General features: G+C 66.5%; 15 protein-coding genes. 11 read left to right on the top strand and 4 right to left on the bottom strand.

Annotated features, from left to right (window positions below; all coding sequences use genetic code 11):
• Positions 1-15: 15 nt before the first annotated feature.
• Positions 16-972 carry a MerR family transcriptional regulator gene (locus IBX18_RS29570; protein WP_306796469.1) on the bottom strand — a complete coding sequence of 319 codons (957 nt, stop codon included), beginning with the start codon at positions 970-972 and terminating at the stop codon, positions 16-18.
• Between the two features lie 131 nt (positions 973-1103).
• On the opposite strand from IBX18_RS29570, the gene acpM reads away from it, so the two are divergent.
• Together acpM and IBX18_RS29560 are read left to right on the top strand one after the other, a co-directional pair.
• On the top strand, positions 1104-1409 hold the full coding sequence (acpM, locus tag IBX18_RS29565) for a meromycolate extension acyl carrier protein AcpM (protein ID WP_194836774.1): 306 nt from the start codon (positions 1104-1106) through the stop codon (positions 1407-1409).
• 30 nt (positions 1410-1439) lie between these two features.
• Positions 1440-1883 (top strand): SRPBCC domain-containing protein, encoded by a 444-nt coding sequence (locus IBX18_RS29560; RefSeq protein ID WP_194836773.1) that lies wholly within the window; start codon positions 1440-1442, stop codon positions 1881-1883.
• Between the two features lie 234 nt (positions 1884-2117).
• Here IBX18_RS29560 and IBX18_RS29555 read toward each other — a convergent pair whose 3' ends face one another.
• Together IBX18_RS29555 and IBX18_RS29550 are read right to left on the bottom strand one after the other, a co-directional pair.
• A complete protein-coding gene (locus IBX18_RS29555) occupies positions 2118-2474 on the bottom strand; it encodes a hypothetical protein (RefSeq protein ID WP_194836772.1) in 357 nt (118 codons plus the stop codon).
• Positions 2475-2634: 160 nt separating this feature from the next.
• Positions 2635-3660, bottom strand: a complete 1026-nt coding sequence (locus tag IBX18_RS29550; protein WP_194836771.1) for an NADP-dependent oxidoreductase — start codon at positions 3658-3660, stop codon at positions 2635-2637.
• 210 nt (positions 3661-3870) lie between these two features.
• Here IBX18_RS29550 and IBX18_RS29545 point away from each other — a divergent pair, with 210 nt between their 5' ends.
• From IBX18_RS29545 to IBX18_RS29530, 4 genes are all read left to right on the top strand, one after another.
• Positions 3871-4242, top strand: coding sequence for a hypothetical protein (locus IBX18_RS29545; RefSeq protein WP_194836770.1), 372 nt, complete (start codon positions 3871-3873; stop codon positions 4240-4242).
• Positions 4243-4282: 40 nt separating this feature from the next.
• Entirely contained in the window at positions 4283-4858 is a 576-nt protein-coding gene (locus IBX18_RS29540) for a GNAT family N-acetyltransferase (protein WP_194836769.1), read from the top strand.
• Positions 4859-5153: 295 nt separating this feature from the next.
• Complete coding sequence (locus IBX18_RS29535; RefSeq protein WP_194836768.1) at positions 5154-5951, top strand: BTAD domain-containing putative transcriptional regulator; 798 nt, start codon at positions 5154-5156, stop codon at positions 5949-5951.
• A 35-nt stretch (positions 5952-5986) separates the two neighbouring features.
• Positions 5987-7705: a hypothetical protein gene (locus IBX18_RS29530; RefSeq protein WP_194836767.1), complete on the top strand. Its 1719-nt coding sequence runs from the start codon at positions 5987-5989 to the stop codon at positions 7703-7705.
• Here IBX18_RS29530 and IBX18_RS29525 read toward each other — a convergent pair.
• Positions 7646-8425: a BTAD domain-containing putative transcriptional regulator gene (locus IBX18_RS29525; protein ID WP_194836766.1), complete on the bottom strand. Its 780-nt coding sequence runs from the start codon at positions 8423-8425 to the stop codon at positions 7646-7648. The genes IBX18_RS29530 and IBX18_RS29525 overlap by 60 nt on opposite strands.
• On the opposite strand from IBX18_RS29525, the gene IBX18_RS29520 reads away from it, so the two are divergent.
• From IBX18_RS29520 to IBX18_RS29500, 5 genes are all read left to right on the top strand, one after another.
• The gene (locus IBX18_RS29520; RefSeq protein WP_194836765.1) at positions 8412-8771 is read left to right on the top strand and encodes a hypothetical protein; all 360 of its coding nucleotides are present in this window, start codon (positions 8412-8414) and stop codon (positions 8769-8771) included. The two genes, IBX18_RS29525 and IBX18_RS29520, sit on opposite strands and share 14 nt — an antisense overlap.
• A gap of 65 nt (positions 8772-8836) precedes the next feature.
• Positions 8837-11263 (top strand): hypothetical protein, encoded by a 2427-nt coding sequence (locus tag IBX18_RS29515; protein WP_228541978.1) that lies wholly within the window; start codon positions 8837-8839, stop codon positions 11261-11263.
• Positions 11263-12513 (top strand): hypothetical protein, encoded by a 1251-nt coding sequence (locus IBX18_RS29510; protein ID WP_194836763.1) that lies wholly within the window; start codon positions 11263-11265, stop codon positions 12511-12513. The genes IBX18_RS29515 and IBX18_RS29510 overlap by 1 nt, the downstream gene beginning before the upstream one ends.
• 21 nt (positions 12514-12534) lie before the next feature.
• On the top strand, positions 12535-13071 hold the full coding sequence (locus tag IBX18_RS29505) for a hypothetical protein (protein ID WP_194836762.1): 537 nt from the start codon (positions 12535-12537) through the stop codon (positions 13069-13071).
• Positions 13072-13084: 13 nt separating this feature from the next.
• Positions 13085-14401 (top strand): hypothetical protein, encoded by a 1317-nt coding sequence (locus IBX18_RS29500; protein WP_194836761.1) that lies wholly within the window; start codon positions 13085-13087, stop codon positions 14399-14401.

Genomic DNA, 14401 nt, shown 5'->3' with positions numbered 1-14401 from the left:
GCGCTGCGGGATGGTTCACTCTGAAGTCGCGTGGGCTGCCTGCGCATCGACGCCGCCGGTGGAGCGGGCCAGTGCGTCGTACACCCAGTTGTGCGCTTGTCCCACGGTGATACGAGACGCGAGGAGCTGCTCGGTCAGCGCCCAGTAACGATGGATCCGCCGGTCGGTGTCAGTGGCGTCGATCAGCAATTGCTCGCGGAAACGCGGGGAATCTTGTTCACCCCGTGCGTTGGCGTGGGCGTTGACGAATCGATCGAGTGCATCGCCACCGTGTGGTCGCACGTTGTCCGATACCAGTGCCGTTACCTCCGCCATGACCTCGCCCACCTCGACGTACAGTCCTCGGCGATCGCGGATCAGCTCCGGCTGCTTTCGCCAGAGTTGCTGCCGCACAGCATTGTTCAAGTCGGGGTCCGCGACAAGAGCGGCCAGCTCGGCGTACGCGACCACCTCCTCGGCAGAAGGATCAGCGGGCGGTTCCGGGACATTCCAGCCCACGAAGATGTCGATCTCGCACCGAGGTACCGGTGCGAGGACACGCCGCCAGAACCGCAGGAGGCACTCGTGCGCCGCACCGCTGTCCTGCACCATGGCCAGCAGCGCGAGTCGGTCGGCGCGCTGCGCCGGGGTAGCCGTCTCGACCGCCCGCAGTGACGCCCGCCGCCATGCCATCGACCTGAATTCGATATCCAATCGCGCACTTTCGGCCGCGATGACTTCGGCGATCGACTGCTCTCCGTGCAGCACATCGGTGATCGAGCTCAGCCCGAAACCGAGCGCGCGCAGGCGCCGGACCAGCAGCAGTCGTTCACCGTCGCTGTCCACATCGAACATCCGATGCCCGCCTGGGCTGCGGTGCGATTCCAGAATGCCTTCGTCGCAATAGAACCGGATCGTGCGCACCGCAAGCCCGGTGCGGCGCGCCAATTCTCCGATACTCACCAGCCCGTCGGCTTGTGTGCCGTCTGTCACAACCTCTTGAACCTCCACCCCGGTGGAGCTCTTAGCGTACTGGCACTGCGCTCGACCCCCACATGGGAACCGCTGCCGTCGGGCGAGCGGCGTAGCGCAGTTAGGTGATCGCATCGAGGAGAAGGTGAATCGTGGCTACCACGCAGGAAGAAATCGTCGCAGGCATTGCGGAGATCGTCGAGGAGGTGACCGGCATCGAGGCTGACGAGGTGACGATCGAAAAGTCCTTCGTCGAGGACCTGGACATCGACTCGCTGTCACTGGTGGAGATCGCCGTGCAGCTGGAGGACCGGTACGACGCCAAGATCCCCGACGAGGACATGGCGGGTCTTCGCACGGTCGGCGACGCGGTCGCCTACGTGCAGAAGATGGAGGCGGCCGAGCCGCGACTCGCCGCGGAAATGGAGGCGAGGTTCAAGGAAGGGCAGGAGAATTGAGGCCGTTGCCCTCGTAGAGGAGGTACTTCGGTGATTGCTGATCCACAGTTGAATCCTGCGGCGGTCGAGCTCGGGAGCTTTTTTCCGCAGCCGCCGGAGGTCGTGTGGCGGGCGTTGACGGAGCCGGATCTGCTGGAGCGGTGGCTGCTTCGGCCGACCGGATTCGCTGCCTCGGTCGGGACACGCTTTCGGTTCACTGCCTCGGAGGCATCGAACGATGAGATCGTCTGCGAGGTGCTGGCGGCCCGGCCGGGGGAGCAGTTGACCTACAGCTGGCTGCATCCGCAGGCCGAGCAGCCGGCCCGGTGGATTGTCGATTGGACGATACGGGCACAGGGGCGCGGCACCCGACTTCTGTTGACGCAGACCGGTTTCGATATCGAAGACCGTCGACAGAAGATGATTCGCAATGCCACGGAGCGAAGTTGGAAGCGTCTCGTTCTGCCGCGACTCGGTGCGGTGATTCACCACTGACCGCGGAAAACTGCATCCGACGGGTCCGCCGGTCGACGCGGGTGTCGACAACTCATCGGGCAGGTGCTCGAGATGCGTCCGTGGCCTGGTTGGTCGGTTGATCGGGTGGAACTGGTGCTGGGCTCGGTCGAGAGCTGACCATCACCAGTTCCACGTGATCGCTTGTCCAGGAACGGATTCGGACGCCATCTATTGGATGCAGGTCAACTGCGTGGATGGGTAACGGCGGGATGTTCAGTCTCCGTTGGCCCCGCCTTGACCTTGGTTGGTTGCGCCCGTTCCCTGGTTACCGGCGTTGCCGCTTTGGCTTCCAGCCTGGTTACTCCCGTTCCCGCTTTGATTGCTGGCTTGGTTACCCGCGTTTCCGGTTTGTCCTTGACCCTGGTTGCCTGCGTTGCCGCTGTCACCCTGCGCTTCGCTACCCCCGTTTGCGGCCGCCGACTCGGCCGCCTTGTCTTTGATGCACTTCTTGAACGCTTTGTAGTCCTCCGAATCCTCGGCGCACTGGACTACAGCCTTGTCGACAGCGGCAGCAGCGGGCCCGGCGAGCACGGCACCGCCGATGCTCGCCGCTACGACTCCGACGGTCACGAATCCAACCTTCCGCACACACACTCCAATCGGTCGAGGAGCCACAGGTGAGCACTGCACGGCGAATGGCTCCGATGAAGGCCGCGCGAACCAACGCCGGGTATTCGGTGCGGACGTACTAAAGGATGGGCGGGTGGTCATGGTGCCGAACTGTGCGGGGTCAGGAACCCGGTAGCGGGTCGGGGGCGATGCGCAGGAGTTGTTTGCCGAGGTTGCGGCCTTCGAAGAGTCCGCGCAGCAATGTGGGCGCGAGTTCGAGACCCTCCTGGATATCTTCGGCGTACACGATGTCGCCCTGGGTCATCCATGCGTGGAGTCGGCCGAAGGCTTCCGGGAATCGGTCGAGGTAGTCCAGAAAGATGAAACCTTCCATTCGCGCTCGTTTGAGTCCGAGCTGCAGGTAGTTGCGCGGTCCGGGAGGCGATTCGCCGACCTCGTAGCCGGAAGAGATGCCGCCGCAGACCACGATTCGGGCTCGCTCGGCGATATTCGCCAGGGCGGCGTCCAGTACGGCACCGCCTACGTTGTCGAAGAACACGTCGATACCGTCGGGTGCGAGTTCGCGTAGCCGCGTCTCGACGTCGTCGGTCTTGTAGTCGATGCACGCGTCGAGCCGGGCTATCTCCGTGACCCAGGTGCACTTGGTGGTGCCGCCCGCGATGCCGATCACCCTGCACCCCAACGCTTTAGCGATCTGTCCCGCGATGGACCCCGTCGCACCGGCGGCGCCCGACACCAGCACGGTTTCTCCGGCTGCGGGTTTGCCGATATCGATCATGCCGAAGTACGCGGTCAACCCGGTGGCGCCGAAAATGCTGAGCATCGCTTTCGGATCCACGTTTGGCGGAACAACATTCAGCCCCAGTAGTCCCTGGCCCGTGGCGATCGCGTAGTCCTGCCACCCGACCATCCCGCAAACCCAATCTCCCACTGCGTAATCGGCGCTGTCCGACGCCACTACCTGCCCAACACCACCGCCGCGCATCACTTCCCCCAGCGGCACCGGATCCATGTAGTTCGGGCCATCGTTGAGCCAGCCCCGCTGGGTCGGATCGAATGCCAGCCAGACCACCCTGACGAGTGCCTCGCCCGGTCCAGGAGACGGCACGGGGCCACTCCTGAGCTCGAAACTACTGTCATCGACCATGCCCACCGGGCGCTTCACGAGGATCCACTGGCGATTCACTGAGCGAAGCTAACCTTCCGATTCCATCGCTGTCATCCGGTTTTCCCGGTCACGCCGAGACTCGCTCGCCGCGACCGCGTGTACGGCAAACGGCCGCTGTCGGCCGCAGATACGAGGACAATCGGAATAGCTCAGTAGCGCTGAACTGCGCGGCCGGGTGCCGGATGGATTCAGCCTGAGCGCCTTTCACTTCGAGGACGGGGTAGCGCGGTGCGGCGAAAGGACGATCCCACGGCCGCGGCCAGGAAGTTCGCGCGGGATCTGGCCGTAGCGATAGTGGCGAGCTTGATCGTGGCCGGATTGACGCGAATGACCGATGCATGGCCCCAGGTGGTCGCCAAATGCGACAACAATGCCTGGGCAGCGGGTGGAGCGCTGGTCGTGCTGCTCACAGCGACGTTCTGGTCATGGTGGTTCATCGTCACTCTCGTCCTGACGGTCTTCTCCGGGCCTCCCTCGAAACTCGAAGGCGGGGCCCGGATCGTGGACGACGTGGGTGCCGCGATCGTGTGTCTGGTGGCGGCGGTGATCCCGATCGGGTTGACGAGTCTGTTGTGGCTCTTCGTCTTCGGAACTTGGTGAGACCCGGAGTCGGCCACACCGGGCGCTATAGTCGGAAGTCGTGCTGCACCCGGACTATCCGATAGTTACCGAGCGACTACTGCTCCGCCCCGCGACCCTCGCTGATCTCGACGAAATGTATGCCTACAAATCCCAGCCGGATGTTTGCCGCTATTTGCCGTACGAACCCATGTCGCGCGAACAAGTGGCCGAACGGATTTCGGGTTTATGGGCAAGAACCGAATTGACCGAAGTAGGGCAGTCGCTCAATCTCTGCGTCGAGGAGAAGGCTTCCGGCCGGTTGCTCGGCGACGTCGTCCTCTTCTGGCGTAACGCCGAAAATCGCACCGGCGAAATCGGATACGTCTTCTCGCCCGACGCCGCAGGCCACGGCTACGCCACCGAAGCCGCCACCGAACTCTTACGCTTGGGCTTCGAAGGACTCGTACTGCACCGCATCACCGCCCAACTGGACGCCCGCAACACCCCATCCGCCCGCGTCCTGGAGCGACTCGGCATGCGCCGCGAAGCAATCCACCGCGAAGACATGTGGTTCAAGAACGAATGGAGCGACAGCGCGATATACGCGATGCTCGCGCACGAATGGCACAACCTGAAGACCACCGGGCACGGCTGAATGAGCGGTCGGACCCCGGCTCGGTGGACATCGTCGGCGGGTAGCGACTACCAGCGGATTTTCTACTCGCCCGTGCTGGTTGTCATCGACGAAGGCGACCGCCCGTCGTCGTTGCTCGGCAGCCAGGAGATCGATCGGAATAGTCGAGTTCATTCAGTGGACCGAATTTGCCCGATTCGGGCGGATTCGGGTAGCGGTCTACTCGTGTGGGGGAACATGGGGTGGGGGTCTGATGGGGCGAATGAATTGTATTCGTTGAAAGACGTGGGATATGTGGGTAGCTAAATCAGCGACTATGGGGTGGGCACAGCCTGGCTCGGCTGGTCCACGGGCAGCGGTGTGCGCGAGCGGGAAATCGGGTTCGGGGCTGCGGGCTACTGCGCAACTGGCGTTGTTCGGTGGGTTCGAACTGCGGTTGGCGGGCGCGAAAGTGGTGCTGCCGGTGCACGCGCAGCGGGTGCTCGCGTATCTGGCGCTGCGCAAGATGGCGGGGGAGGAGTGTGGGCGGCAGGTGCTGGCGGAGCGGTTGTGGGAGAACTCTTCGCCGGAGCGGTCGTCGGCCAGCTTGCGGACGGCGCTGTGGCGGATCCGCCGCGCGGGGCCGGACTTGTTGGCGGGGGATGCGGATCGGGTGACGCTGGCCGATTACGTCGAGGTCGACGTGGATCAATTCCGGCGTCGTGCCGAGGCGATGCTGTCGGGTGCCGAGCGCACGCCGGCGCACGTACACACGCTGTGCACCGCGGCCGAACTGTTGCCCGGCTGGGACGAGGATTGGCTGCTGCTGTGCCGTGAACAGGTGCGGATGCTGCGGCTGCATACGTTGGAGGCCGTCGCGCGCCGGTATTGCGAGCAGAGCCGGTATCCGCAGGCCATCGACCTGATCCTGCGCGTTGTCGCCGAGGAACCACTGCGCGAATCGGCCCAGGCGATCCTCATCGACGCCCATCTCGGCGAAGGCAATGCCGCCGAGGCGCGCAGACAGTTCGACCAGTTCGCCACCACGCTGTGGCGTGAACTCGAACTGCGCCCGTCCGCGGAACTCGGGCATCGTGTCGGCTTGCCCGTGTGCGCCGCGACTACGCGGTCTTGACGCCGACGACCATACCTCCGGCGCATGCTGAAGCGATGTCGGCCGACTTCACCAACGCACCTCCTCCGACCAAGGTCGGCGGGCTGCGCGCGGTGCCGATGCACATCCGGGACCTGCGTGCGGTGGTCACCCTCGACGCCGCGACCGGTACCGGCACCGTCGAGGCGACGCTCGACTACGTAGTCGGCCCGCATGCCGGATCGCCGATCTTCGACCTGCGGCAAACCGTGCAGACCTGCCTGCTCGACGGGGCAAAGCTCGATGTCGCGAAGATCGCCCCGCGCGATGTCGGCGCGGGACCGTACAGCTCGATCCGGCTCATCGGTGTCGAGCAGACCGCGGGATCGGCGCACAAGCTCAACCTCACCTACCAGCTGGCGACTCCGGCCGCCGACCTCGGCGGCGCCTACCCGCCGGTGCTGCACGGCTCGAACGGGCGGTTCCGCTGGTCGTTCGGCATGTCCGACCTGTTCGCGGGCCGCTATCTCGAAGCCTGGTTCCCGTCGAACCTGCCCTTCGACCAGTTTCCGTGGACGCTCGAACTACGGATCACCGGCACCACGACCGCGCATTCACTCATCACCAATGGTTCGGCCACCGTGGTCGGCGTGAACGCGTGGTCGGTGCGCTTCCCCGACTGGTTCACCACCATGTCGTCGCTGCTCGAACTCCGCCCGTCCGACGCGTTGCTGTTCCGGTCGTCGACCGTGGTACTGCCGGTTTCCCGGCGCTCGGTGGTGGTGGAAACGTGGAAACCTGTTGGCGGGCAGGAGAATCTCCCCGCGCTGAACAGCCGCATCGGCACGCTGCTGGCGGAAAACGAAACAACCTACGGCGCATTCCTCGCCGACCGGTTCGTGTGCTTCTTCCACGGCGCCGGTGGCGGAATGGAATACGCCGGTGCGGCAACCACATCCGCGGGCGCGCTCGGCCATGAAGTGTTCCACTCCTGGTTCGCTCGCGGCATCACCCCGGCAGCGCAGTCCGACGGCTGGTGGGACGAGGCGTACACCAGCTTCCGCGACGACGGCGACACCATGACCGAGCCTTTCGACTTCACGCTGCCACCGGTGGAGCTGTGCTCGCGCAAACCATTTCAGCGCACGACGCCGACGTCCGCGTACGACGAGGGCAGTCGCTTCTTCCGCGGTGTAGCGCAGCGGCTCGGTGCCGACCGGCTGCGCACGTTGATGGGGGAGTTGTACCGCTCGCGACGTGGAACACCGCTCAGCACAGGCGAACTGGAGGCGCATCTGATCACGCTTTCCGGCGCAACGGATCTCGTAGACGCGTTCCACCGATTCGTCTACGGCTTCGCCGAGCCCACCCCCGACGCGCGCATCGAATTCGTCACCGCCCCCGCACTATGGGTGCGCCGCGCCGCCGACGGCATCGCCACACACGTCAACCCGAAAGCCGTACAGGACAACTGGATTCACGCCCGCGTGCGCAACGGCGCGAAGGCCGGACCGTGCCGCCACTTCGTCGTCACCTTCACCGTCCGAACCGCGACCACGACACCATCCACCTATCCCACGGACTTCTTCCCAGCACAGACGGCAACAGTAGGTTTCGATCTCGCCCCGGGCCGCTGGCGCACGGTGTCCGCCCGTTTACCCGCCGCGCTGGCGCCCGCGCGCGGCACCCGGATATCGATACTGGCGTCGGTACACGCCCGCCGCTCCCATCCGGTGTCAGGCACTCGGGTGCGGGAACAGGCGTCGATTGCGCAGCGCGACATGACCATTGACTGAACGCGGCGTGGGTGGCGGCGGCGCGACCATGCCGACCCGGCCGAACAGCTCCGGCGAGGGCCGGATGCTCAGCTCGGTCCAGAGCAGGTCGGTGAACATGCGCAACTGCCTGCGCGCCTCCACCACATTGCCCTCGCACAGGTGCGCTTCGATCAACGCCGCCTGCGCCGACTCACGCAGCGGCTCCTCGGCGACCACCGCGAGCATCACATCGATCGCCTCCGGGTAGCGTCCGCGCTCGGCGAGCTTGCGCGCGTCCACCTCCAGTGCGTGTAACCGCATCTGCCGCAACTGTTCCCGCGCCAGCAGCAGCCAGGTCTCGTCCCAGCCGGGTAGCAGATCGTTGGTGCGCGCCAGCAAGGCGGCGCGGTCACGCGGACAGTCCTGCTGCGCCGCCAGCATCCGCTCGGCGTTCCCGCGGAACTCGTGCACATCGACCCGCACGTCGGCGCCGAGACGCACCCGGCCGCCCGCCCCGTGCACCAGCGCGGGGCTGGCCTGCCGGATCCGCCACAGCGCGGTGCGCAGGCTGGCCCGCGAACGATCCGCGGTCGCGTCGGGCCACAGCCGCTCGGCGAGTACCCCTCGGTCGCAGTCGGGTTCGGCGATCTGGTCCAACGCCAGATAGGCCAGTACGCGGCGTGAATGTTGGGGCACGGCAACGTGGTTCGCGTCGACCCGCAGTGCGAATCCGCCGAGCAAACAGATGGCGAGCTGCATCGAAGCCTCCCTCGGTCACCGGCCGGGTGGTGGCCGGTGCAGCAAGCGTGCCGACGCGGTGCTGCGCGCGCGTCAACGCCGCGTCAACGCCGCCCACGCGGCGTTGACGGGAGTTGGTATGGCCACGCGCGAGGGTGTTCCGGTGAGTGGACCCGAGAGCAAGACCATCGTGGTGCGGGCCTGGCGTGATCGCGGGCGACTGATCATCCGGGTACTGACGGGTGCCGGCGAGGTGGGCGCCGGACAGGAATGGGTGTTCGCCGATATCGACGCGTCGCTGACCCGGGTCGGCGAGCTGCTCGCCGAGCTGCACGACAATCCCGCGAACGACGAGACAAAGCGTTGACGCTCGCGCACACCGTGGCCGCGCACAGTGATCCGAAACGCCCGTCGTTTGCGGAGGTGACCACAATGCGCAGTGACTCTTACACCGAGTCTCGCGGTGCTACCGAGGACTATGTTTCGCCCTTCTCCGGGCTCTCACCCTTCGGTGAGGCGGTGGATGAAGCGGTCGAACAGTCGACCGCGGAGTTCGACGAGTCGCCGTTCGAGAGCTACTCGTTCACCGAATCTCCCTTCGGCGAGAGTGCCTATTCGGCGGCCGACGAGCAGTCGCAGCTGGCCACCCAGTTCCTGGAGGCATTGCACGACGAGGAATTCACCGAGGCGCTGGAGCAGCTGCTCGACGAGGGTGCGGCCCGCGCACTCGCCGACGCTCAGCAATGGTCGATGACGCCGTCGGAGGCCGAATGCCGGGAGTCGCTGCAGGAGTGGATCGCGCCACTGATCACCGAGTGGGAACGCACCATCGACAATTTCGCCGGCGGGCTGGAGAACGCCGATCTGCACGGGCTCGCCGAACAGGAACTCGACGAACTGCTCGACTCGCTGGAGACGCCCGGTGCGCTCGGGTCCGAGGTGTTCGAGAATTTTTTCGGCAAGATCGTCCGCAAGGTGAAGTCGGTCATCAAGCAGAAGGTCCGGCAGGCGATCGGGTTCGTGAAGAATCCGGTGAAGGGCGTCATCGGAATTGCCAAGAGCGGGCTGAAGACCATCAAGAGTGGCCTGCAGACAATCGGCAAGCACCTGATCGGGCCGCTGCTCGCGCGACTGAAGAAGATCGGGCTTTCCCTGCTCAAAGGGGTGGTCGCCAAGCTGCTGAACCCGCTGACCCGAATCCTGCCCGCCGAGATTCGCCCGCTGGTGCCGATCCTGGCCAAGCGCCTGGGCATCGGAGAAGCCGCCGACGAAGCGTCGGACGAGGCCGACGAGGGCGCCGACGAATCCGGCACCGCGGCCGAAATGTCGGAGGCCTTCGATCAGCAACTCTTCGCGATGTTCAGCGCCGAAGAAGCCGGCGAAGCCGACGAGGCAGGCGCGGACGAGTTCGACGAGGTCGATACCGAAGAGCCGGAACACAATACGGTCGCCGAGCTGGACGACGCCCGCGCTCGGCTCGCGGCACAGTTGAGCGCCTACACCGGCTCCGAGGAGCCGATCGCCGAGATCGAGCAGTTCATCCCCGCGGTGCTGGCGATTCGGCCGCTGCTCAAGCTGGGGCTGAAAGTCACCGGCGCCCGGGCCAAACTGGTCAATCTGATCGCCCAGCCGCTGGCAAAGCTGATCAAGGGCATGGTCGGCCCGGACGCCGCACGCACCATCGGAAAGATCGCCGGACAGGACCCGTCGGTGATGATCGCCCGCGCGGTGGTCGGCGTCGGATTCACCGCGCTCGGCCTGGAAACCGCAGGGCAAGAGGAAGATACGATCCCCGGCGAGGCACTGGCCTCGGCCGTCGAGGCCACGGTGGCCCGGGTGCTCGACGAACTGCCGGATGAGGCGTTCACCGACCCGTTGCAGGTCAGTGCCGCAGTGCAGCGCGCGTTCGCCGAGTCGGCCGCCGCCTATCTGCCGGACCGGCTGCTGCGTGCCGACCTGCCGGAACGCGAGACCTCCGAGGAGGGCGGCTTCTGGGTGATGATGCCGCGCTCGACCAAGCCGCGCTACCGATTCCGCAAGTACACCAGGGTTTTCGCGATGCCGATCCCACGGCAGGTCGCGCGGGCGGTGCGCTGGAACGACGGCGGCACGCTGGAGACGTACCTGCTCGACCGCGGCGTCGACCGCTGGCCCGTGCACGCGGAGATAGATCTCTACGAGACCATGCCCGGCACCATGCTGGGCCACCTGACCCGAGACGAAACCCTGCCTGCCGCAGAGCATCCCGGTGCCGATGAATTCCAGCCGCTCACCGCGGAGGCCGCCGGACTGCTGCTTCGGGAACCCGCGCTGGGTCGCCGCCGCAAGGTCGGGACCGCGCCGGGCGCCTACCGGCCCGTGCCCGGGCAGCGGTACTTCCGGGTCCGGGTGGCGAAGCTGCCCGCCCGCAAGGCCCGCAGGCCGCGCAGGCTGACGACGGTCCGCTGGGATCCCGCGTCGAAGCGCCTCGGCATCGTGATCAAGCTGTCCGAGCGACGAGCTCGCGGTCTGCAGGCCCGCCTGCAACGGGCCGCACCCGCCGGTCAGCGTGACCTGCCCGCCGTGCTGTCGGCACTGCGCGAGATCTTCCTGCCCCGCCTGCAGTATCGGATCGCCCGGCGGCTGCTGAAAGCGCAGCTGGTCACCGATCCGGTCGCGGCCGCCAAACTGGCCGGCGAACTGACCGCAGCGACCAGCACCGGCCTGGCCAGCTACCTCGCGCAACGCGGCGCCCAATTCGCCGCCGCCGTAGCCGATCCGGCCGACGGGGTCACCCTGGCGGTGACGTTCACCGGCGTCCAGGCGGACTCGGCGCAACTCCCGGCCCCCGAAGTCGTCGCGACGCCCGGACTGAAGTGATGGACGCCCGATTCGCCACCGAGACAGCCGCGCTCGCCACCGAGGCGAGGCACTGGCGGCGCGCCTGCGCGGCGCTGGGTGACCTCGAGGTGAGTGCGTCGCCGGCGTCCTGGCGCGAGCTCGAGTCCTACCTCGGGCTCAGTGTCCGGGCGAGCCTCGGCGGTCAGGCGCGCAGGCTCACCGCGCAGGCCGACCGGACGATCTTCACGATCAAAGGCGCGACGACCCAGACCGATCTGAAAACCGCACGCGCGGAACTGCTTACGCTACGACGCAGGTATAGCCGCGCCGAGGCGATGGTCGACTTCTACTGCGATGCGGTGAACACCCGGACGAATCCGCGCCTCGCCGCGGTGCTGCGTGGGCTGGACGCCTTGGCCGTGCACAGCATGGATCAGGTGTTGCGGCCGTTGGGCATCGACACGCCCTCGGTGCTGACCTACCTCGACAAGGGGATGGGTGCGTCGATTCTGCGGGCCGGTGCGCGACTCTGGGACGCCTCGCTGTCGCCCGCCGCGGCCATCAAGATCACGCGGCACAACTTGTGGCAGCCCACCTCGCTGGTCCATGAGACCGGCCATCAGGTCGCCCATTTGACCGGCTGGACAAAGGAATTGGCGGCCGCACTGCACGCCGCGCTCGCCCCGCGCAGCCCGATCGCCGCAGCGGCGTGGCAGAGCTGGGCGTCCGAGGTAGCGGCCGACGTCTATGCCTTCTGCTTGCTCGGCTATGCGCCGGTGCCTGCCTTGGCGACCGTCGTGGACGGTCCGTCGAGCCAGGTGTTCCGGATGCCGTTCGGCGACCCGCATCCGGTCTCGGCGCTGCGCGTGCAGCTCAACGCCGCGCTGTGCCGAGCCTGGTTCGGCCAGGGTCCGTGGGACGCGCTCGCCGCGCGCTGGCAGGCCAGACACCCACTCACGCAGGCCCCTTCGGATGTCGCCGCGATCATGGCGGCCAGCATGCCGCTGCTGCCCGCGATCGTCGACGTGTGCACACGAATGCCGATGCGCGCCTTCCACGGAGTGCCGCTGTCGACCCTCGCCGACCCACGGCGCGTGTCGCCGGGTGAGCTCACCCGGCTGGCCGATCGCGCGGGGGCCTCGCTGTACACCTCGACCCACCTGCAGCGGGTCGAGCCGATGCGAATCCTGGCGCTGACCGTGCTGCGCGGTCTCGAATCGTCCACCGCGCCATCGGAAATGGAGACATGGCTGCGACGGATGGGTGGCGGCGACCGCGTCGCCGCCTGAACGCACAGATAGGAGACCGAGATGGATAACGAGCCAGGCAAGGCGACGGTGGACGTGGATCAGCTGATCCAGTTGTTCACCGGCGTACTCCAGCAGTACCGGCAACCCGACAGCCCCGAGACGAACACGCTCCACGACGGCAACGACTTGACGTTGTCGATCTTCTCGGAGCTGCAGTACGCGTTGCAATCACGCAACCTCGCGTCCAAAGGGCCGGTGGCGCAGTCGCTTCCCGCACAGGTGGATGTGCAGAACAAGATGCTGTTCTTCAAGCGGAGGCTGCCGCGCTATGCGGAGCGGGTCGTGGTCATCCACCGCGGCAACCTCGCTCCCGAGGTGCACTACGTCTACGACCAGGAGAGCAGAGACGGCGGCAACGGCGGCGATTGCGATACGCCGACGACGTTCGATCTCGCGCATCCCCATGAGGCGATCGCCGTGCAGATCCAGGACTGCCATGAGCGGATCCGGCTGGTCAGTTTCGTGACGTTCGCGCCGATAGACACCGGTGGCGGTTCCCGAGTCGCGGCGAACACCGTTTCGCCGCAAGCAATGTAAGGAAGGCAGCGCCATGTTCCGACAGTTGGCTACCAAGCTCCCCCCGCTCACCGGCTCGCTCACGCCGGCCGACGCGGTCTTCACATTCCATCCCGAGCAGTTGAGCCGATGGCTGGACGAGGTCTGGGCGCAAGGCGGAATCAGCAGCTGGCCCAAGGTCTTCAACCAGACCCAGGTACCGCTCGGTGACCCGGCCGCCGTCCGGATGACGCAGCTCCCGGACAACCTGATCAGGGAGTCGTTCAAGTCCGGTGTGCACGGACCGACCACGGGGACACCGCCGTTCACTCCGCCACTGGGTTACAACCCGACGACCGACCCGCAGGTGGTGCCGCTCTGGGATCACATGTTCTACGCCTACCTGGTGGAGAGCACCGGCGTCGTCGAGATCTTCGCGGAAGTGGTGCGGCGCTACGTCGTCGGCGAAACACTGCCCGCGCCCTCGGTGGAAACCATGACCTGGGTGCGTGCCACCGAAGAACTGTTCTTCCGTGATCCGCCGCTGTTCCGGGTGGGCGGGCTGACCAGTCAGCTGCGACCGGACGCCCGGGTGAACCGGCGAAATGCTTACTGGCGCATGTTCGGACTCGACCTGCCCCATCCCGCACCCGGTGCCGACAGCCAGGCCTGGAAGCGAGACACGGGCGCGGCAAGCAACATTCGGTTCATCGAGATCTGGAACGAACTGCTGCGCCAGATCTGGCTCGGTATCGAGAACGAGCGCAACACCTCCGGCTCGAATCCGACCGACGCCAGCTACATCGGATACCTGTGCCAGACCCTCGCGGAGATGCTGCGGCTGCGCCGCCTCGGCGGGATGCTGTCGCGCGAAGAGTTCAGCTACTCCTGCCTGCTGAACTGGTTCCACCTCACCGTCGACTACGAAAGCGCGGTAGTGCGCGACCTCAGCGCGAACGCGGGCATCGCGGGCGGCAATCCCGCCGACCGCCTCGCGACCGTCGGTGCCAGGGTCGGCGTCGCGCCCTCTCGTCAGGCGCGTGAGCTCTTCGAACTCGCGTCCCTGGTGTCGCCGCTGCTGTGGGCGATCGAGCTCGGTGTGTTCGACTCGCAGCCGCAAGCCGAGCTGCTCTACCGCTCCACCGGGGTGCCGGGGCCCGGGCCCGCGCAGACGATGAACCGAATCATCGATCTGTGGCAGTCGGCGACAGGGGAGCGGGTCAAGGACCTCGCCGTCACCATGCGCCGCAGCACGAACCAGGTCCGTTCCGCGCAACCGGCGAAACTGCTGCCCGCAGGCGTGCTTTCCGGCGCCACCGCACCGGCGGCCCCGGTGACGAACGGACATCGACGCGTCGCTCCTCGGCTCTGA

Source organism: Nocardia sp. XZ_19_369 (assembly GCF_015355715.1).
Taxonomy (GTDB): Bacteria; Actinomycetota; Actinomycetes; order Mycobacteriales; family Mycobacteriaceae; genus Nocardia.
Note: the sequence above shows the minus strand (reverse complement) of the source record. Positions and strands in the feature narration are given on the sequence as shown.